The organism is Methyloceanibacter sp., from assembly GCF_058506495.1.
This window is the reverse complement of record NZ_JBZMXT010000043.1, coordinates 1-19,361: the sequence shown is the minus strand read 5'-3', so window position 1 is coordinate 19,361 and position 19,361 is coordinate 1. Positions and strand designations below refer to the sequence as shown.

Annotated in this window: 19 protein-coding genes and 1 pseudogene; 10 read left to right on the top strand and 10 right to left on the bottom strand. The window is 57.4% G+C overall.

Annotated features, from left to right (window positions below; genetic code table 11):
* The first annotated feature begins 327 nt into the window (after positions 1-327).
* The gene (locus AC33YF_RS08915; protein ID WP_491776853.1) at positions 328-987 is read left to right on the top strand and encodes an SDR family oxidoreductase; all 660 of its coding nucleotides are present in this window, start codon (positions 328-330) and stop codon (positions 985-987) included.
* Positions 988-1,139: 152 nt separating this feature from the next.
* On the opposite strand, the gene AC33YF_RS08910 is transcribed toward AC33YF_RS08915, so the two are convergent.
* From AC33YF_RS08910 to AC33YF_RS08870, 9 genes and pseudogenes are all read right to left on the bottom strand, one after another.
* Positions 1,140-1,862 carry an SDR family NAD(P)-dependent oxidoreductase gene (locus AC33YF_RS08910; protein WP_491776852.1) on the bottom strand — a complete coding sequence of 241 codons (723 nt, stop codon included), beginning with the start codon at positions 1,860-1,862 and terminating at the stop codon, positions 1,140-1,142.
* 103 nt (positions 1,863-1,965) lie between these two features.
* Positions 1,966-2,547 (bottom strand): TMEM175 family protein, encoded by a 582-nt coding sequence (locus tag AC33YF_RS08905; RefSeq protein ID WP_491776851.1) that lies wholly within the window; start codon positions 2,545-2,547, stop codon positions 1,966-1,968.
* A gap of 107 nt (positions 2,548-2,654) precedes the next feature.
* Positions 2,655-3,161, bottom strand: a pseudogene (locus AC33YF_RS08900) (phenolic acid decarboxylase).
* A gap of 324 nt (positions 3,162-3,485) precedes the next feature.
* Positions 3,486-3,806 (bottom strand): phasin family protein, encoded by a 321-nt coding sequence (locus tag AC33YF_RS08895; RefSeq protein WP_491776850.1) that lies wholly within the window; start codon positions 3,804-3,806, stop codon positions 3,486-3,488.
* Positions 3,807-4,066: 260 nt separating this feature from the next.
* A complete protein-coding gene (locus AC33YF_RS08890; RefSeq protein ID WP_491776849.1) occupies positions 4,067-4,909 on the bottom strand; it encodes an ion transporter in 843 nt (280 codons plus the stop codon).
* A 347-nt stretch (positions 4,910-5,256) separates the two neighbouring features.
* Positions 5,257-5,910 (bottom strand): CDGSH iron-sulfur domain-containing protein, encoded by a 654-nt coding sequence (locus AC33YF_RS08885; RefSeq protein WP_491776848.1) that lies wholly within the window; start codon positions 5,908-5,910, stop codon positions 5,257-5,259.
* Positions 5,911-6,056: 146 nt separating this feature from the next.
* Positions 6,057-6,911 (bottom strand): ABC transporter substrate-binding protein, encoded by an 855-nt coding sequence (locus tag AC33YF_RS08880; protein ID WP_491776854.1) that lies wholly within the window; start codon positions 6,909-6,911, stop codon positions 6,057-6,059.
* A 4-nt stretch (positions 6,912-6,915) separates the two neighbouring features.
* Complete coding sequence (locus AC33YF_RS08875; protein ID WP_491776847.1) at positions 6,916-7,680, bottom strand: ABC transporter ATP-binding protein; 765 nt, start codon at positions 7,678-7,680, stop codon at positions 6,916-6,918.
* Entirely contained in the window at positions 7,673-8,380 is a 708-nt protein-coding gene (locus AC33YF_RS08870) for an ABC transporter permease (protein ID WP_491776846.1), read from the bottom strand. The genes AC33YF_RS08875 and AC33YF_RS08870 overlap by 8 nt, the downstream gene beginning before the upstream one ends.
* A 191-nt stretch (positions 8,381-8,571) precedes the next feature.
* Here AC33YF_RS08870 and AC33YF_RS08865 point away from each other — a divergent pair, with 191 nt between their 5' ends.
* Genes AC33YF_RS08865 through AC33YF_RS08845 form a run of 5 tightly spaced genes read left to right on the top strand, consistent with a single transcriptional unit; the run spans position 8,572 to position 15,542 of the window.
* Positions 8,572-10,299 (top strand): NAD(P)H-dependent oxidoreductase subunit E, encoded by a 1,728-nt coding sequence (locus AC33YF_RS08865; protein WP_491776845.1) that lies wholly within the window; start codon positions 8,572-8,574, stop codon positions 10,297-10,299.
* An 11-nt stretch (positions 10,300-10,310) separates the two neighbouring features.
* Positions 10,311-13,112 carry a formate dehydrogenase subunit alpha gene (gene fdhF, locus AC33YF_RS08860; RefSeq protein ID WP_491776844.1) on the top strand — a complete coding sequence of 934 codons (2,802 nt, stop codon included), beginning with the start codon at positions 10,311-10,313 and terminating at the stop codon, positions 13,110-13,112.
* 14 nt (positions 13,113-13,126) lie between these two features.
* Positions 13,127-13,762 carry a molybdenum cofactor guanylyltransferase MobA gene (gene mobA / locus AC33YF_RS08855; RefSeq protein WP_491776843.1) on the top strand — a complete coding sequence of 212 codons (636 nt, stop codon included), beginning with the start codon at positions 13,127-13,129 and terminating at the stop codon, positions 13,760-13,762.
* The gene (gene mobB / locus AC33YF_RS08850; RefSeq protein WP_491776842.1) at positions 13,759-14,274 is read left to right on the top strand and encodes a molybdopterin-guanine dinucleotide biosynthesis protein B; all 516 of its coding nucleotides are present in this window, start codon (positions 13,759-13,761) and stop codon (positions 14,272-14,274) included. The genes mobA and mobB overlap by 4 nt, the downstream gene beginning before the upstream one ends.
* Entirely contained in the window at positions 14,271-15,542 is a 1,272-nt protein-coding gene (locus AC33YF_RS08845) for a molybdopterin molybdotransferase MoeA (RefSeq protein ID WP_491776841.1), read from the top strand. Before mobB ends, AC33YF_RS08845 begins: the two co-directional genes overlap by 4 nt.
* Before the next feature lie 28 nt (positions 15,543-15,570).
* Here AC33YF_RS08845 and rraA read toward each other — a convergent pair whose 3' ends face one another.
* Entirely contained in the window at positions 15,571-16,086 is a 516-nt protein-coding gene (gene rraA, locus AC33YF_RS08840; RefSeq protein ID WP_491776840.1) for a ribonuclease E activity regulator RraA, read from the bottom strand.
* Positions 16,087-16,177: 91 nt separating this feature from the next.
* Here rraA and AC33YF_RS08835 point away from each other — a divergent pair, with 91 nt between their 5' ends.
* The 4 genes from AC33YF_RS08835 to modB form a co-directional block, all read left to right on the top strand.
* Positions 16,178-17,431 (top strand): MFS transporter, encoded by a 1,254-nt coding sequence (locus tag AC33YF_RS08835; RefSeq protein WP_491776839.1) that lies wholly within the window; start codon positions 16,178-16,180, stop codon positions 17,429-17,431.
* Positions 17,432-17,567: 136 nt separating this feature from the next.
* Positions 17,568-17,912 (top strand): hypothetical protein, encoded by a 345-nt coding sequence (locus AC33YF_RS08830; protein WP_491776838.1) that lies wholly within the window; start codon positions 17,568-17,570, stop codon positions 17,910-17,912.
* A gap of 126 nt (positions 17,913-18,038) precedes the next feature.
* Complete coding sequence (gene modA, locus AC33YF_RS08825) at positions 18,039-18,818, top strand: molybdate ABC transporter substrate-binding protein (protein ID WP_491776837.1); 780 nt, start codon at positions 18,039-18,041, stop codon at positions 18,816-18,818.
* 15 nt (positions 18,819-18,833) lie between these two features.
* On the top strand, positions 18,834-19,361 hold a 528-nt coding region (gene modB / locus AC33YF_RS08820; RefSeq protein ID WP_491776836.1), incomplete at its 3' end, for a molybdate ABC transporter permease subunit.

Here is a 19,361-nt window from a genome sequence, read left to right as displayed (position 1 = left end):
AAGCTCCTGACGATGCCGTTGCCTTCAAAACCTGGCTCTGCAAGATCAGTCAGCAGGTCGCCGAGGCGTCTGTGGAAGGGTCATTCCTTGGGTTTGGCGGTGTGCGAGTTAGCGAGGCTGAAAAAGCTACGCTCGGCGACATTTCCAAGGCGTTGGGTCTTGCTTCCTAATCTCGAGCATCCACGTTGACGTTTAATGCATGGCCGCGCCCGTACCATCTGGCTTAAACGTTCGTGAAGTGCAGGTTGCGGTGACGCCGGCAATCAACTCTCGACGTCGCAGCTGCGTTGAGAACCGCTACGAAAGCGGCATAAGAAGGAGCGGTCGATGAATACAGTGCTCGTGACAGGCGCCAATCGGGGTATTGGGCTTGAGCTCTGCCGCCAGTATGCGAGACGCGGTGACCACGTTATTGCGACGTGCCGTAAGGCTTCACCAGAGCTACAGGAGACGGGAGCAGAAATCCACGAAGGCATCGAAGTTACCGACGGCGCCTCTGTTGAAGCTCTCGCGCGCTCGTTGCAAGGTCGGCAGATCGATATCCTCGTGAACTGCGCTGGAATTTTGTCTAAGGAGACTTTGGACGACCTTGATATTGATCGAATCCGCCAGCAATTCGAGGTCAACGCTATCTCTCCCTTACGGGTCACGGCCGCGTTGCACAATTGTCTGGGTCGAGGGTCGAAGGTCGCAATCATAACAAGCCGCATGGGCTCGATCGAAGACAACACGTCCGGCGGGTCCTACGGTTACCGGATGTCCAAGGCGGCCGTGAACATTGCCGCACGGAGTCTGGCGCACGATCTTTCAGATCGCGGCATTTTAGTTTTCACGATCCATCCCGGCCTCGTGGCGACGGCAATGACCCACTACAAGGGCATACCACCTGAGGAGTCGGCAGCCAATCTGGTCGCACGCATCGACGCTCTTGGTACGGAGGAGTCTGGGACGTTTTGGCACGCGAAGGGCGAAGCTCTGCCCTGGTAAAGGCCGCGTTCATCCTGATGAAATTCGCGAGTGCCGTCGCCTTTGGGAGAGGGCTTATCGCAGGACCTCCATTGGACGACCGGTAAAGCTCGGAGACTCAGAAGACCCGAGCTGACAAACGCGGCTCTGCAAGAACCAGTGCGGTGACCACGCTAGACACCCCAGCCAGTGACATCGATCGTTTGACCCGTCACACCATGCGCCGCTGACGAGCAGAGGTACAGCACAGTGTCGGCGATGTCCTCGCGCTTTGTCCAATGCTTGGTGTCTTTTGGCTTCATTGCTGCGATATTCGACGCCGTTTCTACAAGCCCTGGGCCGATTGCGTTGACGCGGATACCAATATCCCGTCCTTCGAGTGCAAGCGTCCGGGTTAGCGCTTCGACACCGGCCTTGGCGCAGTTGTAAGCGACCATGTTCGCTTGTGGTCCACCAGCACGTGCAAAATTGATGATCACGCCGTCGCCTGCCGCTTTCAGATGCGGGAAGGCCGCGCGAGACATCAAAAAAGCGGTCAGCAGATTGTTGTTGATCTCGGCCGACCAGTCCTCGAGCGTAAGCTCGACGGCCGGCTTGTACCGGGTCAGTCCGCCTGCAAGGTTAATGAGGATGTCGATGCGGCCATATTGCAGGACCGTGTCGTCAACCAGCTGTTTCACCTGATCCTCGTCGGTCAGGGACCCGGCCAGGGCCAAGACGGTGGCTCCAAGCGCCCGCAGCTCTTCGGCCCTCGCCTCAACCTTATCCTTGCTCCGAGAGCAAATTGCCAGCTTCGCGCCGTTTTTGGCGAGCGCCTGGGCAACGGTTTGCCCGACCTGCCCGTCGCCGCTTACGCCGGTCACGACTGCCACCTTGTCTTCGAGAGTGATCTGCATGTTCCTTTACTCCCTTCCACACCTAACATTTGTTGGCTTTGGTGTGTGTGCTGGCGAAGCGTTTTTCAAGGCTGGACGTTGAGTGGAATGCTCGGACCGAGCCCTAATTGCGATAGACGAATGGATGCATCACGAAGAGCAGCACCCAAACGAGCACAGCCCAAGTCGTGTCCACATAAGCGAACCCTATCGATAGTACAGCAATAAGAGTTCCACGAAGTGTCACCAGCGTCGCCATCAACCCGGGTTCGGGTTTAGGGGCATCGGCGAGCAATAGCCCATGCTTCCGCGCATGCAGTCCGATCAGTGCTATCGACAACCACGCCAAGCCAAGGCAGCCTGAGAACAGAACGACCGCAATCGACTGATCGCCATAAGCCCCAATCAGCGACGTCGTCCATGGTGTTACCGAGATGAACAACAACAGGGCGAGGTTGAGCAAAAGTATGGTGATATCGGTGCACCGGAGATGGGCGACGATGTAATGATGGTGCAGCCACAGCGTACCCAGCGCCAGAAAGCTGATGAGCCAGCTATAGAATTTGGGCAGATCCGCCTGGATGAGTTCGCCAATCGCTTTTCCTGAGACATCTGGCAAGTCAAGGTCGAGCACCAACAGTGTGATTGCGATTGCGAAGACGCCGTCCGTGAAGGCCGCCAACCGTCCGACATCAAAGGTCTTCATCTCCATCCTTCTCCCTGACGAAACAACGGCCCTGAAGGGCCGCTGGATCGTTTATTTTTAGGCTTGGCAAAGCCCGCTTCTGCGCGACGAGCACCGCTGGCGTAAGCTCAGTTCTTCCGATCTGCGTATCCGGCTGGAAGCTGGTCGGGTGGGCACGTGATGATGTCGTCCCGATTAGGACCAACATCTTCCAGGAATGTAATTTCCGCGAACGTGTTCTCAGCGATATGCATCGGCCACGTGGGTCCTTTTTCTCTCAGCTTGAGCATTTCCTCGTTGTGCTCATCCTCATGGCAGACGGTCAGCTTGGGATTGTCGACGATCTATTGCGGCATGAGGAAGTACGAGTGAAGCCAGCGATCTTTGATGTTTACAACCATGGCAACGACGTTGCCGACGGGCTCCATCCAGTTCACCCGGATTAGGTCATGACCAATATTGGCCAGGTGGTATTTTCGATCTGTCACCCAGCGACCGGCAACGGAACCACTGAAGATCCGATAATGGCCTTCTGTCTCGCTCTTGAAGTAGTACTCGTATTGCCAGCCATTCTCGTACGTATAGATAATGTGCTTTCCGAGAATGATGCTGAAGTCTTGTTTAGGAAATGCCATTCGTAAAACTCCAATCCTTGGTCGGGCCACAGAAACGGCCGTACTGTAGTCGGATTAAGTGTCACGAGTGTAGCGTCGTCTGTCCGGGCCAACTTCACGGTGCGCCGGGCGGTTGTGAGAGCCATCTCTGGCACGAGTCAAACGGAGCAGGGCAAGTTTCTCAATATCTTGAAGTGGCAGGCGGATGGCTCCCGGAAGGTCGTCGTCACGATGCTCAACAGCGATTGACTTCAGCAGCAGCGCCGGAGGGCGGGGATACAAAAAAAGGTCTGCGGACGAGCCGCAGACCCTTTTTGCGATCACGCAAAGTATTGAATACCTACCTTAGCGAACTTTCGGTGTCAGCGCCGACTGCATTAGGTTTGCATACATTTCACCCAGCTTCGTCATCTCGGCGATGTGCGCCTCGTACGCCTTTTTGGTGTACTTCGTCTGGACGGCAAAGACGTCTTCGACGGACTTCGCACCGGCCATCTTTTCAAATGCCTTGGTGGACTTCTCAAAGACCTTCTTCGAGTAGTTTGTCCACTCGGCGGCGATTTCCTGGAAGCCCTTGTTCAGCTCTCCGTAGGAGCGAACATAACTGTCAAAACCATCTGCGCCAAAATTCTGAAATGCGTCGGTTACGTTGAATTGCTTAGCCATAACTTTCCTCTTGGGCGGCAGTGCCGTTTAGTTCACATGCTTATTACGTAGTTGACATGGTGCACCGCACAATAAATTGCAAGCCCTCAGTGCTAACTCGTTCGAATCACGAATTTTTAGTACGGTAGGCGCTGCGGACATGCCTTCACTTTTTTGCAGTCCCCCATCTGAGACAGGAGCCGGACGTCGCATCATGAACGCGAGCGGGCCGGTCTTAGTCGTACGGGGCGGCTCCGCCCAAGGCTTGTCGTAACCGAGGGTTACCCCTGTTTCAGGAAAGATTTGAGACCCTGAATCTCCTGCCTTAACACCCGGATTTCGTCTGCGAGCGTCGCCGTCTCCTGATGGACGATCTCGCGCTCTACTTTTCTGTGTTCTTCTTGTTCGGCCTCATGCAAGGCCTGCATTGAGTTCACGATCACTGCGACGACCAAGTTCAACACTGCGAATGTCGTGACCAAAATAAACGGGACAAAAAAGGCCCATGCCCAGGGGTAGACCTCCATGACTGGTCGAACAATGCCCATCGACCAGCTCTCGAGAGTCATGATCTGAAACAACGAGAAGGCAGAGGCGCCGATAGAACCGAACCAGTCAGGGAATGCGGCTCCGAACAAGTTGGTCGCAAGGACCGCACTTATGTAGAACACGACCGACATCACAGCGGCGATAGAACCCATGCCTGGCAGCGCCCCAATGAGCGCCGAAACGACCGAACGCATTTGCGGCACGACCGACAAGAGGCGAAGCACCCTCAAAATTCGAAGGGCCCTCAGCACGGCTAGTGGACCAGACGCTGGAATGAGCGCGATGATGACAATCGTCAGGTCGAAGATGTTCCAACCACTTCGGAAAAAGCCAAGCCGATAGACGATCAACTTGGCCAACATCTCGATGACAAAAATTGCCAAGACGATGCGGTCGAAAGCGATGAGAAAACCGCCGGCCGCTTCCATTGCGGGCGGCCAGGTCTCAAGTCCGAGCGTGACGGCGTTGAGAAGGATCACGATCGTGATGAAGGTGGTAAACTGAGAGGACTCCACCAGCAGCCGCAGTCGTTGCGTCCAGCTACTGTCGTTCGAGGGGTCAGTCTTCTGGGTCATGCTGAGTCACCGATGCGCGAGCTAAACAAGCAATGCTGCGAGTTCAGGGACCGAAGTCTTTTCCCGTCTAAGCGCTCTCAATCAGAGTTGGGGGCGTACTTCGGCGCTAACTCCGTCACCTGAACGCCAAGTGGAGTAGCAAATATTGACGGCGCGGGCGATGTGATTGAGGGACATACCAAGACTAGGTTGGTCGCGCGCTGTAGCAAGTCCTCGGTATCGGATGACGACTGACAGCGGCCGGAGTTTTGCGACCGCCGGAGACTGCCAGGCTCCAGGCGAAAGATATTGCTGCGCTCAGAGCAGACCCTGAGTGAGGTTATCTGTTTGGAAGTGGAATTGTCGGCCTAAGCCGCCTTAAAACCTGCCTTCAAGTGGGCGCCATCGCAAAACGGCTTGTTCTTGGAGTGACCGCAACGGCACAGCGCCGACCTCGTTCCCGTCCACGCCCGTCGTCCGCTTGAAGCGACGATCGTGAAGTTGCCGCTCAAGAGCAGCGGCCCGTCAGGTGCACTTTTGACTTCCAAAGGACCACCGGTGAATTCGACGCCTTCGCCAGCGTCTCCGACAGCACCGTAGTCCTTGAAGCCCGCTGCCTCATGGCTGTTGTCACAAAACGGCTTGTTCTTTGAGTGGCCGCAACGGCACAGGGCGGCGCGGAAACGAACGCCAGGCATGTCATCCGCAGCTCCGTCGATCTGCAGATCACCATGTAGAAACAGCGGTCCGTTATGTACGACGGTCACAATGTTTTCGCTGTGAGCAGTTTCGTTACTGCCGCCGTCCTTGCGCGTGTACCAAAGCGCGCCGCTAGGGCATCGTTTAACAACATCGACCACATCGTCCACGCTCACGGCATCGGGTTCGCACCACGGCTTACGGCCGCCAACAAAAAGATCATTCGCCGCCCGCCCACACTCGGCGATGTGGATACAGAGTCTTTCGTCCCAGTGAACGTCCGCAGCGTTACCTGGAAAATTGTGTATTTTCTGCTTGCCCATGCTTGTATCTCCAAGGATGTGTCGGACGCGATAATACCTTTGCGAACGCACAGCCTGCGTCCATGGATCACAATACCGACGAGCGCCACAAGCTCATCCGCGCGGCAATCGACGACTGAAGAAGGCCATAGGGGCGTTGCAAGTGCTTAGGCCCTAGGCCGGGCATTGGGAAAAAAGAGTTGCTGCCCGTCGATCTTGAAGCTCGCGATAGCCTTCTGCCCTTCAGTGCTTGTCAGCCAGTCGACAAATGCGGCGCCCATTTTGGCTTTCACGTTTGGGTGCCTCTCCGGACTGACAAGGATCACACCATACTGATTGAGCAGTTGCCGGTCTCCCTCAACCAGAACCTCGAAGCCATTCTTGTTTGCGAAGCCTAGCCACGTGCCACGGTCCGCGAGCGCATAGGCACGCTTGCCCACTGCCGTGTTGAGCGTTGCTCCCATGCCAGAGCCGGTTTCCAGGTACCAGTCGCCGCTGGAGCGCAAAGGGTCGATCTCGCTATTCTTCCAAAGCTTAAGCTCAGCTTTGTGGGTGCCGGAGTTATCGCCACGCGAAGCGAAGGGCGCTTCGACCATCGCGATCTTTTCGAAGGCTTGTTCAGCGTCACTGAGACCCCGGATGCCTGCAGGATCCGAGGTCGGTCCGACGATGACGAAGTCATTGTACATTACGTCGTGACGCTCGACGCCCCAGCCTTCGGACACAAACCTCTCCTCATCCTCCCTTGAATGGACAAACACGACGTCGGCATCGCCGTTCCGCGCATTCTTCAGCGCTTGGCCCGTGCCTACGGCAACAACGCGCACTTCGATCCCCGTGCGTCGAGTGAACTTCGGCAAGATGTGATCGAGGAGACCGGAGTTTTGTGTGGAGGTCGTCGATTGGACCAAGATGAATCCCTGGTCTGCCGCAAAGCCGCGGGGTGCCGCCAGCAGTAGCGCGCACAAGAAGAGAAGAAAGACGAGCAGTTTCTGTACAGAGGCGGTCAGGGGAGCCTCCATCGATCTACAAGACAAGCCCGCCACGCAAGTAAGCGCGTGTGCTCTCGTTAAGCGGGTTCGTGAAGAAGCTCTCAGAGTTTTGGTGTTCGATAGCGCGACCATGCATCAGAAAAACGACGTCGTCTGCAAGCCTCTGTGCCTGGCCTACGTCGTGGGTCACGAGGATCACTTTGATGCCGCGCCGTTGCGCATCGAGCAGGAGCCTCTCAATGAGGAGCGCTGATGCTGGGTCGAGGCTGGAGGTGGGCTCATCGAGAAACAGCACATTAGGTTCGAGACTCAATGCCCGTGCGAGGCAGAGCCGCTGTTGTTCTCCGCCGGACAAAACTCGTGCAGGTGTGGCCGCGTGCTCTTCGAGTCCCGCAAGCCTGAGAGCTTCCGCTACCCGCTGGCTGCGCTCAGGACCCTTGATCCCGCGCAGGCCCAACGCGTGGGAGACGTTTGCTGCGACGGAGCGGCGAAGCAGGACGGGTCGCTGAAAAACCATCGCTTGTCGCCGCGTTAGGGCCGGATCAAGGGGGCGCCCCGCCCACATGATTCTGCCTGCTGTTGGCGCAATCAGGCCGTGCAGAAGTCGGAGCAGTACGCTTTTTCCCGCTCCGTTGGGGCCCATGATCACGGTCACGCGGTTACTGTCGATTACTAGGTCGATACCGTCGATGACACGCTTGCCACCTCTCTCGAAGGTGAGACGTTTGAGTTCAATAGGAAGAGGAAGACCGACCGCGCGACCGCCGATACCTTGAAGTTTGGCGACTGGATCAAGCATAGGCGAGACGTTTAGCAAGACGTTGGACAGAGACCAGCGCCGCGTTCACGGCGAAGGCGATGGTAAGAAGGACAAGCCCCAATGCAAGCGCTAGCGCGATGTTCCCCTTGGATGTCTCCAATGCGATGGCCGTCGTCATTGTGCGGGTCACGTGATCAATGTTTCCACCCACGATCATAACCGCGCCTACCTCAGCAATAGCGCGGCCAAAGCCTGCCAGAACTGCCGTGATCAGGCGGTAGCGGCCATCCCACAACAGGGTAACGATAGTCGCAGTAGGGGACGCGCCCAAGGAGCGGAGCTGTTCGTCATACTCCTCAAGTAGGTCCTCGCAGGCCTGGCGAGTGAGTGCGCCAATGATTGGCGTAACTAGCACAACCTGCGCAATGATCATCGCTGTTGGTGTGTAGAGGAGCTGAAGGACGCCCAACGGTCCAGCATTCGACAAAAGGAGATAGACGAACAGGCCTGCGACTACCGGTGGCAAACCCATGAGCGCACTGAGTATGGCGGACACCGCGCCGCGCCCGGGAAAGCGAACGACGGCTAGCGCGCCCCCGATCGCAAAGCCAAGAACGCTCGCGATTACCACTGCCGTCAGGCTGACTTTCAGAGACAGAAGAAGAATTTCCACCAGGTCGTGATTGAGCGTCACGATCAGGCCGAGAGCTGTTTGGAATGCGTCTATGAAGTCAGCCATTTGATTTAAACCGCTCAATCGGACGATCAGAGTTTCCGATCACTCCTTCAGCTTTTTCAATCGTTTAACAAAAGTGCATCGCATCGTGCTGCACTGCTTGCCGACACAGGTGAGGGGCTGGTATCACCAAGCTCAAAACTATTCAAACCCGCAAGGGCACCTGGGCAATCGTCGGAAGAGGAAACAGTAGCGTGGAGCAGCATAGCCCCGTCAATGGTGGGTCGCAGCACCCTCAAAGGAACAATGGTGGCCGCAAGCGTGCGCGCGCGTTTCCGAAAGGACGGCAACTCGACCTTGCTGCGCTCGAGCAGATCAGAGAGTTGCTGGGAAATCGACCACGCCGACACGACCTGCTGATCGAATACCTCCATCTGATTCAAGACCGCTACAAGTGCATCTCCGCACCGCATCTGCGGGCGCTGTGTGACGAGCTCAAGATGCCGCAAGCTGCAGCCTACGAGGTGGCGACTTTCTATGCCCACTTCGACGTGCTGAAGGAAGGCGAACAGCCGCCGCCGCCGACGACTATTCGCGTATGTGAGTCTATCACCTGCGCAATCAAGGGTGCCAATGTTCTCCATGATGCGCTGGCGGCCGGTGTTGACCCCTCGCAGGTTCGAGTAGTGAAAGCTCCGTGCATGGGGCGTTGCGACACGGCGCCGGTGTGTGAGGTAGGGCACTATTTTGTCGACCACGCCACGTTGGAAAGTGTCGATGCCGCAATCGAGGCCGGCAAACACGAAGCGGTCATTCCCGACTACAAGGATCTTGCCGCTTATCGTGCCGAAGGCGGATACGCGGTCCTGCAGGAATGCCGAGGCGGCAAACTCAATGTCGAAGGCGTCATCGAAGAGATGTCAGTTGCTGGCTTGCGAGGGCTGGGTGGTGCAGGCTTCCCAGCTGGCAAGAAGTGGCAAATCGTGCGCTCTTATGCTGCTCCACGACTGATGACGATCAACGGAGACGAAGGCGAGCCTGGTACATTCAAGGATCGCTTCTACCTTGAGCGAAATCCTCATCAGATGTTCGAAGGGGCGCTGATTGCTGCGTGGGCCGTCGGGGCCGAGCGCATCTATCTTTACATGCGCGACGAGTATCCTGCCGTGCTGCATATTTTGGCCAAAGAGATCGCGGCACTCGAAGCGGCTGGCATCATCGATAAAGGAAAGATCGAACTGCGCCGGGGCGCCGGCGCGTATATCTGCGGTGAAGAATCGGCGATGATCGAGTCGATTGAAGGCAAGCGCGGATACCCGCGAAATCGACCGCCTTACATCGCCGAGGTTGGCCTCTTCAATCGTCCGACCCTCAACCACAACGTAGAAACGCTCTACTGGGTGCCCGATATTATAAAGAAGGGCGCAAAGTGGTTCGCCGATCAGGGAGCCAACGGCAGTAAGGGCTTTCGATCTTGGTCAGTGTCAGGCCGCGTCAAGAAGCCGGGGGTTATCACCGCACCGGCCGGTGTTACCGTAAACGAACTCATCGAGCGTGCCGGCGGTATGGAAGACGGGCATACGTTCAAGGCCTATCTGCCAGGCGGCGCGTCCGGCGGTATCCTCCCCGCAAGCCTCGGCGATATACCGCTAGATTTTGGCAAGCTCGACGAGTACGGCGCATTTGTTGGCAGTCATGCCATTGTCATTTTTTCGCAACAGGACCGTATCGCTGACATCGCGATCAACTTGCTTCAGTTCTTTAAGAGCGAGTCATGCGGTCAGTGCACGCCGTGCCGAGTGGGATGTGACAAGGCTGTGGCCCTGCTTGAAAGAGATACTTGGGATAAAGAACTTTTGGGCGAACTGGAGCAGACGATGCGCGATGCATCGATTTGCGGACTTGGTCAAGCAGCACCGAATGCATTTGCAACAGCGATTAAGTTTTTCTCCGAAGACGACGGCACACCAATTGGCCACTAGTGGATGATGTGATGACGGATCAATTAAAGTTCACACTTGATGGGAAAGTGGTCGCTGCGAATCCAGATGAGACCATCTGGCAGGTCGCGAAGCGCTACGGTATTGAGATTCCTCACTTGTGCTGGCTTCCCCAGCCTGGGTACGCCGCCGACGGAAATTGCCGGGCCTGCATGGTCGAGATCGAGGGGGAGCGCACGCTGGCGGCCTCTTGCATCCGCAAACCCACGCAAGACATGGTCGTGAATACCGCGAACGATCGCGCCACCAAGGCGCGCCGTATGGTGATGGAGCTCTTACTCGCCGATCAGCCGGCACGCGACGAATCTCCCGATCGCGTCTCGCCATTCTGGCACTGGGCTGAGGCCCAAGATATCGATAGCTCGCGCTTTCCGGCCCATGCGATTGTGGAGCCCGATCTTTCGCACCCTGCGATGGCAGTGAATCTCGACGCATGCATCGATTGCGGTCTCTGTGTGCGTGCTTGCCGCGACGTCCAAGTGAATGACGTGATCGGTATGGCTCTTCGCGGGATCGGCGCAAAGCCGGTCTTCGACTTCGATGACCCGATGGGCGATTCCACCTGTGTAGCATGTGGGGAATGTGTGCAGGCGTGCCCGACCGGCGCGCTCATGCCGAAATCAATCGTTGATCCGATCACGCAGCATGGCTCGCGGGAGGTCGATCGCGAGGTTCATTCTGTCTGCCCTTACTGCGGCGTTGGCTGTCAGATCAGCTATCAGATCAAGGACGAGAAAATCGCCTTTGTTCAGGGCAAAAATGGCTATTCGAACGAGAACAGGCTCTGCGTGAAGGGCCGTTTTGGCTTCGACTACATCAGCAATCCGCAAAGGCTGACGAAGCCGCTTATCCGCAAACCGGATATGCCCAAAGGCGTCAATGTCGACCCGTCGAACCCATATACCCACTTCCGTGAGGCGACCTGGGATGAGGCGCTGGATGCCGCGGCATCCGGCTTGGCCCGTGTGTCCGATGCCTATGGCGGTGAGGCTATCGCGGGCTTCGGTTCGGCCAAATGCTCGAACGAAGAGGCTTATCTCTTTCAGAAGCTGATCCGCTCCCGCTTCCGCACGAACAATGTCGATCACTGCACACGTCTGTGTCACGCATCATCTGTTGCGGCCCTAATTGAAGGGATCGGTTCAGGTGCTGTCACGGCCACATTTAACGAGGTGGAGCACGCCGACGTCATCGTCATAATCGGCGCCAATCCGACAGAGAATCATCCAGTTGCAGCAACTTTCTTCAAGCAGGCGGCGCGTCGCGGCGCGAAGTTGATCGTCATCGACCCGCGCGGGCAGTCGCTGCGCAATTACGCATCGCACATGCTGCGCTTTAAGTCCGGGAGCGACGTGGCTCTACTCAACGCCATCATGCACGTCATTGTCGAGGAAGAGCTCTACGACGTTCAGTATCTCCAGGCGCATACAGAGAACTTTGAGGCTCTGAAGACAAACCTTGCTAGCTACAGTCCGGAATCGGTGACGGACATCTGTGGCATCGACCCTGATACGATCCGTGACGTCGCGCGGACATTCGGCAATGCCAGCAATGCCATGATCTTTTGGGGCATGGGTGTCTCCCAGCATGTCCACGGCACAGATAATTCGCGGTGCCTCATCTCACTTGCGTTGATGTGCGGTCAAGTTGGGCGCCCAGGCACGGGTCTGCATCCGCTTCGCGGACAGAATAACGTCCAGGGCGCATCCGATGCCGGCCTGATCCCGATGTTCTATCCTGACTATGAGGACGTGGAAGGCGACTTGTTCCACAAGAAGTTCGAAGACCTATGGCAAACGGAACTTTCGGACAAAGCAGGCCTCACAGTAGTGGAGATCATCAAGGCGGCGAATGCCGGCGAGATCAAAGGCATGTTCGTTCAGGGCGAGAATCCCGCCATGTCGGATCCTGACCTTGACCACGCGCGCGCCGGAATTGCGAAGCTCGAGCATCTCGTGGTCCAGGATATCTTTCTGACCGAAACTGCAATGATGGCTGACGTAATTTTGCCCGCCTCGGCGTGGCCCGAAAAGACCGGCACGGTTACCAACACAAATCGTCAGGTGCAGATGGGACGCAAGGCCGTCGAGTCTCCCGGCGATGCCCGTGAAGACTTTTGGATCCTCGTTGAGTTTGCCAAGCGGCTTGGCCTGCCGTGGAACTACAAGCACCCATCGGACGTTTTCGCTGAGATGAAAAGCGCAATGGGCTCGCTTGATAACATCACTTGGGATCGTTTGGAGAATGAGTCGTCGGTTCTATACCCTTGCCCCGAGCCAGACCATCCTGGCGAGGCAGTCGTCTTTGGCGATCGCTTCCCAACACATACCGGCCGTGCGCGGCTCGTACCCGCTCAACTTTCGCCGCCAGCCGAAGTGCCAGACGATGAGTATCCATTGATCCTCATCACGGGGCGGCAGTTGGAGCATTGGCACACAGGTGCCATGACGCGGCGGGCAGGGGTCTTGGACTCACTGGAGCCCAGTCCTACGGCGAGTGCGCACCCCAATACGCTCGCGCGTAACGACGTCGCGCCCGGCGACTTGATAAAGGTCACTACCCGTCGAGGGTCGATTGAACTCACGGCGCGGGCTGATATGGCCGTTCAGGAAGGCACGGTCTTCATCCCGTTCGCCTATGTCGAAGCCGCCGCGAATATTCTGACCAATCCGCAGCTGGACCCTTACGGCAAGATTCCTGAGTTCAAGTTCTGCGCCGTCAGGATCGGTCCGGCCGACAGCAAACCACAGCCGGTTGACGAGTCCGATTTGAACGTGACCGCTGCGGGGCTGTAGTCAGATAGATCGCCATGGCTATGCCAGAGCGTGTCGTTGGTGTTCTTCTCGCGGGTGGCAAATCGAGCCGCATGGGCGGTGGCGATAAGTGTCTGCGGGAGCTTGGTGGCAGGCAGATCCTCGCCCGCATAATCGAACGCTTGGATCCGCAAGTAACCGAAATCGTCATTAACGCGAATGGGGATCCTTCACGTTTCGATTCTTTCCACCTGCCGGTGGTCGCGGATGACATCACAGGATTTCAGGGCCCACTTGCTGGCGTCCACGCGGGCCTCCGATGGGTCAAAAAGAATCGGCCGGACGCTGATTATATAGTGACAGTGGCGACCGATACGCCCTTCTTCCCCGAGAACCTTGTGCGCAAACTTCTCAGTGCGCGCGATAAAGGCTCGTCGTTCCGCATCGCGCAGTCCGATAAAGGTACGCATCCGGTCATGGGACTTTGGCCTATTGGTCTTGCCGAGGCATTGGAACAATCGCTTCGACGCGGCGAACGCAAGGTAACAACCTGGACGGAAGAGCATGGCGCCCAGCCTGTCTTCTTTTCTCAGATCGAAGTCGGCGGGCGCAGAGTCGATCCTTTCTTCAATATCAATGCGCCTAACGACCTCACGGAAGCCGAAGGGCTCTTGAGCGGAGCCTTGCAATGAGCCCGCCAGTCTTCGGCGTTGTCGGTTGGAAGAACTCCGGCAAAACAACGCTGATGTCGCGGCTTATCCGCGAGCTTACACGGCGCGGCTATGCTGTCTCGGTGATCAAACATGCGCATGTGAACTTTGATATTGATCATCCTGGCCGCGACTCCTTCGAGATACGCGAGGCCGGAGCGCGCCAAGTGATGCTATCTTCCCCGCGCCGGTTTGCTTTGATGAGAGAGCTGGGAGACGAGCCGGAGATGACACTCGAAGATTTATTGGAACGGGCGGGCTCGTGCGATGTGATCCTCGTGGAAGGCTACAAGCGCGATGACTATCCGAAAATCGAGATTCGCCGCGACGGGGCGCGATCGCGAGAGCCACTCTCCACAGAATTCCCAGGTGTGGCGGCGATCGCATCCGATCGGCCTCGAGACGAGTTGGAATCGTTGCCAACCTTTCAGGTCGACGATATCGATTCTATCGCTGATTTCGTAATCGAGTTGCTGAGGCTTCGTCGCCCATGACAGCGAAGCTGATCGACGATTGCTTTGTTCTCGACAAGGACCGCCTTCCCCACAACAAGGCAATCGGCATCCTCAAGACGCGGGTGCGCCCAGTTACAGGGTCGGAGCAGGTCCCCCTCAGCGGTGCAAGCGGGCGATACGCAGCCGAGTCGATTGTCGCGCCACGCTCAATTCCTGGACACGACAACGCGGCGGTCGATGGCTATGCCTTTGCATCGGCTGACTATGACGCAGTGAACGGTTCGGCATTTCTTGTCGTCGGCGAGGTTGCGGCCGGACACCCCTGTGAAGGCCAGCTATCTGCCGGAAGTGCAGTACGTATTTTCACGGGCGCGGTTATGCCTGAGGGCCTTGATTCAGTTGCGATGCAGGAAGACGTCCAGATTGAGGATAGGAATGGTGGCCATTGGGCCCTTATTCCAGCTGGCTTGAAAGCCGGCGCCAACCGGCGGCTCGCTGGCGAAGACACAATGCCGGGGGACACACTTATAAGCGCTGAGACTCGGCTCAGGCCGCAGGAGGTTGCAAGTGCCGCGGCTGCTGGCTGCAGCGCCGTCCTTTGCCGGGTCCCACTGAAGGTCGCTGTATTCTCGACAGGTGACGAGATCCTGCGTCCCGGCGAGCCATTTGTTGAAGGAAAAGTCTACGACGCTAATGCCTCTATGCTGCATGGTCTCGTTGCAACAACCGGCGCCGAGGCAATCGATTTAGGCGTGTTGCCGGATACGCATAGCGAAGTAACCGCCGCCCTTTCCGAGGCGTCCAGCAAGTTCGACGCTATTGTGATTTCCGGAGGTGCAAGCCAAGGGCAAGAAGACCATGTGGTGGCCAGCATCGATGCGCTCGGCAAAAGGCACCTGTGGCAGATCGCAATCAAGCCCGGCAGGCCCATGAGTTTCGGCCAGATCGGCGACTGCATCGTACTCGGCCTTCCCGGCAATCCCGTCGCTGTTTTTGTCTGCTTTCTGATGTATGTGCGACCCGTTTTGGTGCGCTTGTCTGGAGGCGCGTGGCCCGAACCCACCCGATTTCCGGTCATGTCCAGCTTTTCCAAGAAGAAGAAGGTGGGACGTCGCGAATTTTGGCGCGCACGGTTGGTGCACCAGAACGGGCAACTGACCGTGAGCAAGTTTGAGCGGGATGGCTCGGGCCTTATCTCTTCGCTTCGAGAGTCCGACGGACTGATAGAACTCGCCGAGGACGTCGATGCGGTCGTCTCGGGAGAACTGGTCGACTTCATCCCGTACTCTGAGCTGGGACTCGGATAAGCGAAATCGACGAAACGAGTTCGGCGGTCTACGGGGTCCCCTGAGCAGTGTCAGCCTGTTCCGGCGTTAAGACGATCATGCCATCTTCGTCGGCGACCAGCACATCGCCGGGATCGACATGAATGCCCGCAAAGCTCAGCCTGAGATCGGTGCTGCCTTCATCCCGGCGGACTGATTTTCGAGGATTGAGGCCGAGAGCCTTGACGCCGATATCGAGGGCCGCGAGCGCGGCGCTATCGCGAACGCATCCGAAGACAACGACGCCTTCCCAACCATTCTTCAAAGCCTCGCCGGCGACCAAGTCACCGAGGACGGCGCAGCGCATACTGCCACCGCCGTCCACAACGAGCACCTTTCCGCGTCCCGCTTTGGCGACAAGCTCCTTGATTCGTGAATTGTCCTCAAAGCACTTGATCGTAGCGACCTCACCATGAAAGCGCTTACGGCCACCAAAGTCGCTGAAGACGGGTTCGAGAACGCGTGCTGCGTCCAGGAACTTGTCGTAAAGATCGCAGGTGCCTGGAAATGAAATCTCGTCGGGCATGATCTCTCCTTGTTTCATCCTTTCATATCAGTGACGCTAAGGTGATCAATATCAGCTTTCATCGGGTAGTGCGGGGCGGTCGATATCAGGGATGAGTGGGGCGCGGCGGATACTTGCCATTACGGCGTTGGTCATCGCAGGCGAGTCCGTCTTTCTTCTGCCTTTCGTGCTTCAACGCGTGTTCCGGCCGACATTGCTCGAGGTCTTTGATCTAACCAACCTCGAGCTTGGCACCGCTTTTGCCGTCTACGGTGTTGTCGCGATGGCGGCATACTTCTTCGGGGGGCCGCTGGCCGATCGATTCCCTGCACGCAATCTTCTGGCGATCGCGCTTGCCTCGACGGCAGCCGGCGGTCTGGTGATGATGACCGTCCCCTCGCACTCAACCCTTGTGCTCCTCTACGCGTATTGGGGTTTCACTACCATGGCCCTGTTGTGGGCTCCGATGATCCGCGCGACGCGCGAATGGGGCGGCGAGACAGAACAGGGACGAGCATTCGGGTTGCTCGACGGGGGGCGCGGCCTTCTGGCAGCGACGATGGGATCTGTGATGGTGCTCTTGTTTGCCGGCTTTCTTCCAGAAGACGCGTCAACCGCAAACATCACGGAAAAAACTGAGGCGTTGCGCCGCGTCATTCTCGCAATGTCGGGCATAACATTAGCCGCCGCGGTCTTGGTTATGCTCGCGCTCCCTTACAGCGATCCATCCGACGGCGGTAGCCATCAACCCTTATCCATGGAAGGAGTTAGACGCGTGGCAACGATGCCGAGCGTCTGGCTCCAGGCTGCGATCATCCTATGCGCCTATGTCGGCTTCAAAGCGATCGACGATTTCTCTCTTTATGCAAACCAGGTTGTCGGCCTCGACGAAGTGGATGCGGCGCAAGCAGGCGTGCTGTCGCTCTGGATACGTCCTTTCGCGGCCGTCGGGGCGGGGCTCCTCGCAGATCGGATTGGAGCGACGACGATGACTGCGAGTTCGTTTCTACTACTGGCAATAGGTAGTTTGATTCTTGCCAGTGGCCTGATTGGATCGGGAATGGTCTGGGTCTTTCTGCTCACGATTGTTTGCAGCAGCATTGGCATCTTTGCCTTGCGCGGGCTCTACTTCGCGATCATGAGAGAGGGCAAGGTTCCCCTCGCATACACGGGCGCGACTGTCGGCCTCGTCTCCATGATCGGCTATGCGCCGGATGTCTTCATGGGGCCGCTCATGGGCTATCTGCTCGATCAGTCACCGGGTGCTTTGGGACATCAGCACGTGTTCTGGGTTGTGACAGGGTTTGGGGTGCTCGGGCTGCTCGCCAGCTGGCGGTTTGCAAAAGTGACGTCGAAAATGCGGTAAGATTGCTCTTGCGAAGCTCATACTGGGAATCAGGTCTCTTGGGTGATCCGGGGGCCGCTCCCTGCCGTAACTGGCGATACGAGCCTTCTACGCCGCTAAGCGGCGATCACTGTCCTGAGATTTGGAGAGCAAAAACATGTTGCGAGCCCTGACCTTAGTACTACTGCTTAGCGCCGTCGCGCCCGTGTCCGCCGAAGCCAAAACACTCTCGGCGCAAGAGGTAAGGGATGAAATGCTCAATAAGACCATTGTAACGCGGCAATTCGGCATGAACGTTACGATGCGCTACAGGCCGGGCGGCACCGTAACCGCGAAGGCGCTCGTTGGATCGGTGAATGGTACCTGGCGAGCCAAGGGCAACAAAATTTGCTCGACCTTCCCCAAGGGGCCAGCCAAAGGCACCCAATGCGTTAGTTTTCGTCGCACTGGGCCGAACCAATACGTGAATTCGCAGGGCGTGGCCTTCCGCGTCGTCGACTAATCGCGTTCGGATCTGCTCCGTTGGAGCCGGTTGGCACCACCTGTCCTTAGAACAGTGTGCACGGGGCAGGGGCGCGGCTTGCCACGACCTCTCGTACCTGCCAATCCTTCGGCATGAGTCCCTCCCATGCGAGGCTGTGTCGTGCCAGGGGTCGCCTCAAGACTTTGTATAGTGTTTGCCTTGCTTGCCCTTGTGCCGACAAGTTCTGTCAAAGCGGCTGAGGCAACCATCGGGGTAGCGGCAAACTTTACGCATGCTGCCAAGCGTCTCTCGCAAGCCTTTGAGGCCGAAACCGGCCATCGGCTCGTCCTCAGTTTCGGATCGACGGGACAGCTCTTCACCCAGATAACCTATGGCGCGCCATATGACGTTTTGTTGGCGGCAGACACCGCGCGCCCCAAGCGGATCGTCGCGGAGGGCCTCGGGGTTCCTGAAACCCGTTTCACCTATGCGACCGGCATTCTCGTACTTTGGAGCGCTGATCCCAACTTGATCGATGGGACATCGTCTGTACTGGCCCGCCCGAATCTCGGCCACATTGCGATCGCCAATCCCGTTACAGCGCCGTACGGCGCCGCGGCGATTGAGACAATGAAAGCGCTGGGCCTTTATCAGAGCCTGAGAAAGCACCTCGTTCAGGGAAAAAGTGTGAGCCAAGCCTATCAGTTCGTTTCCACGCGAAACGCACCACTGGGCTTCGTTGCCCTATCGCAAATCCAGCAGAACGCTAAAGGATCGCGCTGGATTGTACCTGATGAGATGCACCAACCGTTAAGCCAGGATGCGGTGTTGCTGGAGCGTGGCAGAGACAACGAGGCCGCGAAGGCCTTTCTGGAGTTCCTCAAAGGTCCCAAAGCCGTCAGAATGATCCAGGGACTCGGCTACCGAGCGCCGGGAGACCGGTAAGGGGAGGGAACAGTCATGTTCGATATAGCGATGATCGAGACGATCCTACTCACGTTGCGACTCGCCGCAGTCACAACGTTTGTACTCCTTGTTGTCGGTATCCCTCTCGCGTGGTGGCTCGCGCGAAGTAAGGCTTGGGGTAAAGAGTTTGTTGCCGTCCTCGTCTCACTTCCTATCGTTTTGCCGCCGACAGTTCTTGGTTTTTATCTGCTTATCGCCATGGGACCGGACGGCCCGTTGACTGCGCTCATCGGTCGATCATTGCCGTTCACGTTTGAGGGTCTCGTGGTGGGGTCTACGCTTTACTCACTGCCGTTCGTCGTCAACCCAATCCGGAATGCATTTGAATCAATGGGTGAACGCCACTGGGAGGCGGCCGCGACGCTGCGCGCAAACCCCTTGGATGCCTTCTTCACAGTGGCCTTGCCACTGGCAATGCCCGGCATCCTAACAGGCGCGATTCTTGGTTTTGCCCATACGATGGGCGAGTTTGGTGTGGTCTTAATGATTGGTGGCAGTATTCCAGGCGAAACGAAGGTTCTG

What these genes read in the sequence shown, in the direction of transcription:
- fdhF (WP_491776844.1), top strand. Translation starts at nt 10,311, where the DNA reads ATGACGGATCAATTAAAGTTCACACTTGATGGGAAAGTGGTCGCTGCG.
- AC33YF_RS08880 (WP_491776854.1), bottom strand. Translation starts at nt 6,911, where the DNA reads ATGGAGGCTCCCCTGACCGCCTCTGTACAGAAACTGCTCGTCTTTCTT.
- mobB (WP_491776842.1), top strand. Translation starts at nt 13,759, where the DNA reads ATGAGCCCGCCAGTCTTCGGCGTTGTCGGTTGGAAGAACTCCGGCAAA.
- mobA (WP_491776843.1), top strand. Translation starts at nt 13,127, where the DNA reads ATGGCTATGCCAGAGCGTGTCGTTGGTGTTCTTCTCGCGGGTGGCAAA.
- AC33YF_RS08905 (WP_491776851.1), bottom strand. Translation starts at nt 2,547, where the DNA reads ATGAAGACCTTTGATGTCGGACGGTTGGCGGCCTTCACGGACGGCGTC.
- AC33YF_RS08845 (WP_491776841.1), top strand. Translation starts at nt 14,271, where the DNA reads ATGACAGCGAAGCTGATCGACGATTGCTTTGTTCTCGACAAGGACCGC.
- modA (WP_491776837.1), top strand. Translation starts at nt 18,039, where the DNA reads ATGCGAGGCTGTGTCGTGCCAGGGGTCGCCTCAAGACTTTGTATAGTG.
- AC33YF_RS08875 (WP_491776847.1), bottom strand. Translation starts at nt 7,680, where the DNA reads ATGCTTGATCCAGTCGCCAAACTTCAAGGTATCGGCGGTCGCGCGGTC.
- AC33YF_RS08835 (WP_491776839.1), top strand. Translation starts at nt 16,178, where the DNA reads ATGAGTGGGGCGCGGCGGATACTTGCCATTACGGCGTTGGTCATCGCA.
- AC33YF_RS08910 (WP_491776852.1), bottom strand. Translation starts at nt 1,862, where the DNA reads ATGCAGATCACTCTCGAAGACAAGGTGGCAGTCGTGACCGGCGTAAGC.
- rraA (WP_491776840.1), bottom strand. Translation starts at nt 16,086, where the DNA reads ATGCCCGACGAGATTTCATTTCCAGGCACCTGCGATCTTTACGACAAG.
- AC33YF_RS08870 (WP_491776846.1), bottom strand. Translation starts at nt 8,380, where the DNA reads ATGGCTGACTTCATAGACGCATTCCAAACAGCTCTCGGCCTGATCGTG.
- AC33YF_RS08895 (WP_491776850.1), bottom strand. Translation starts at nt 3,806, where the DNA reads ATGGCTAAGCAATTCAACGTAACCGACGCATTTCAGAATTTTGGCGCA.
- AC33YF_RS08830 (WP_491776838.1), top strand. Translation starts at nt 17,568, where the DNA reads ATGTTGCGAGCCCTGACCTTAGTACTACTGCTTAGCGCCGTCGCGCCC.
- AC33YF_RS08890 (WP_491776849.1), bottom strand. Translation starts at nt 4,909, where the DNA reads ATGACCCAGAAGACTGACCCCTCGAACGACAGTAGCTGGACGCAACGA.
- AC33YF_RS08885 (WP_491776848.1), bottom strand. Translation starts at nt 5,910, where the DNA reads ATGGGCAAGCAGAAAATACACAATTTTCCAGGTAACGCTGCGGACGTT.
- AC33YF_RS08915 (WP_491776853.1), top strand. Translation starts at nt 328, where the DNA reads ATGAATACAGTGCTCGTGACAGGCGCCAATCGGGGTATTGGGCTTGAG.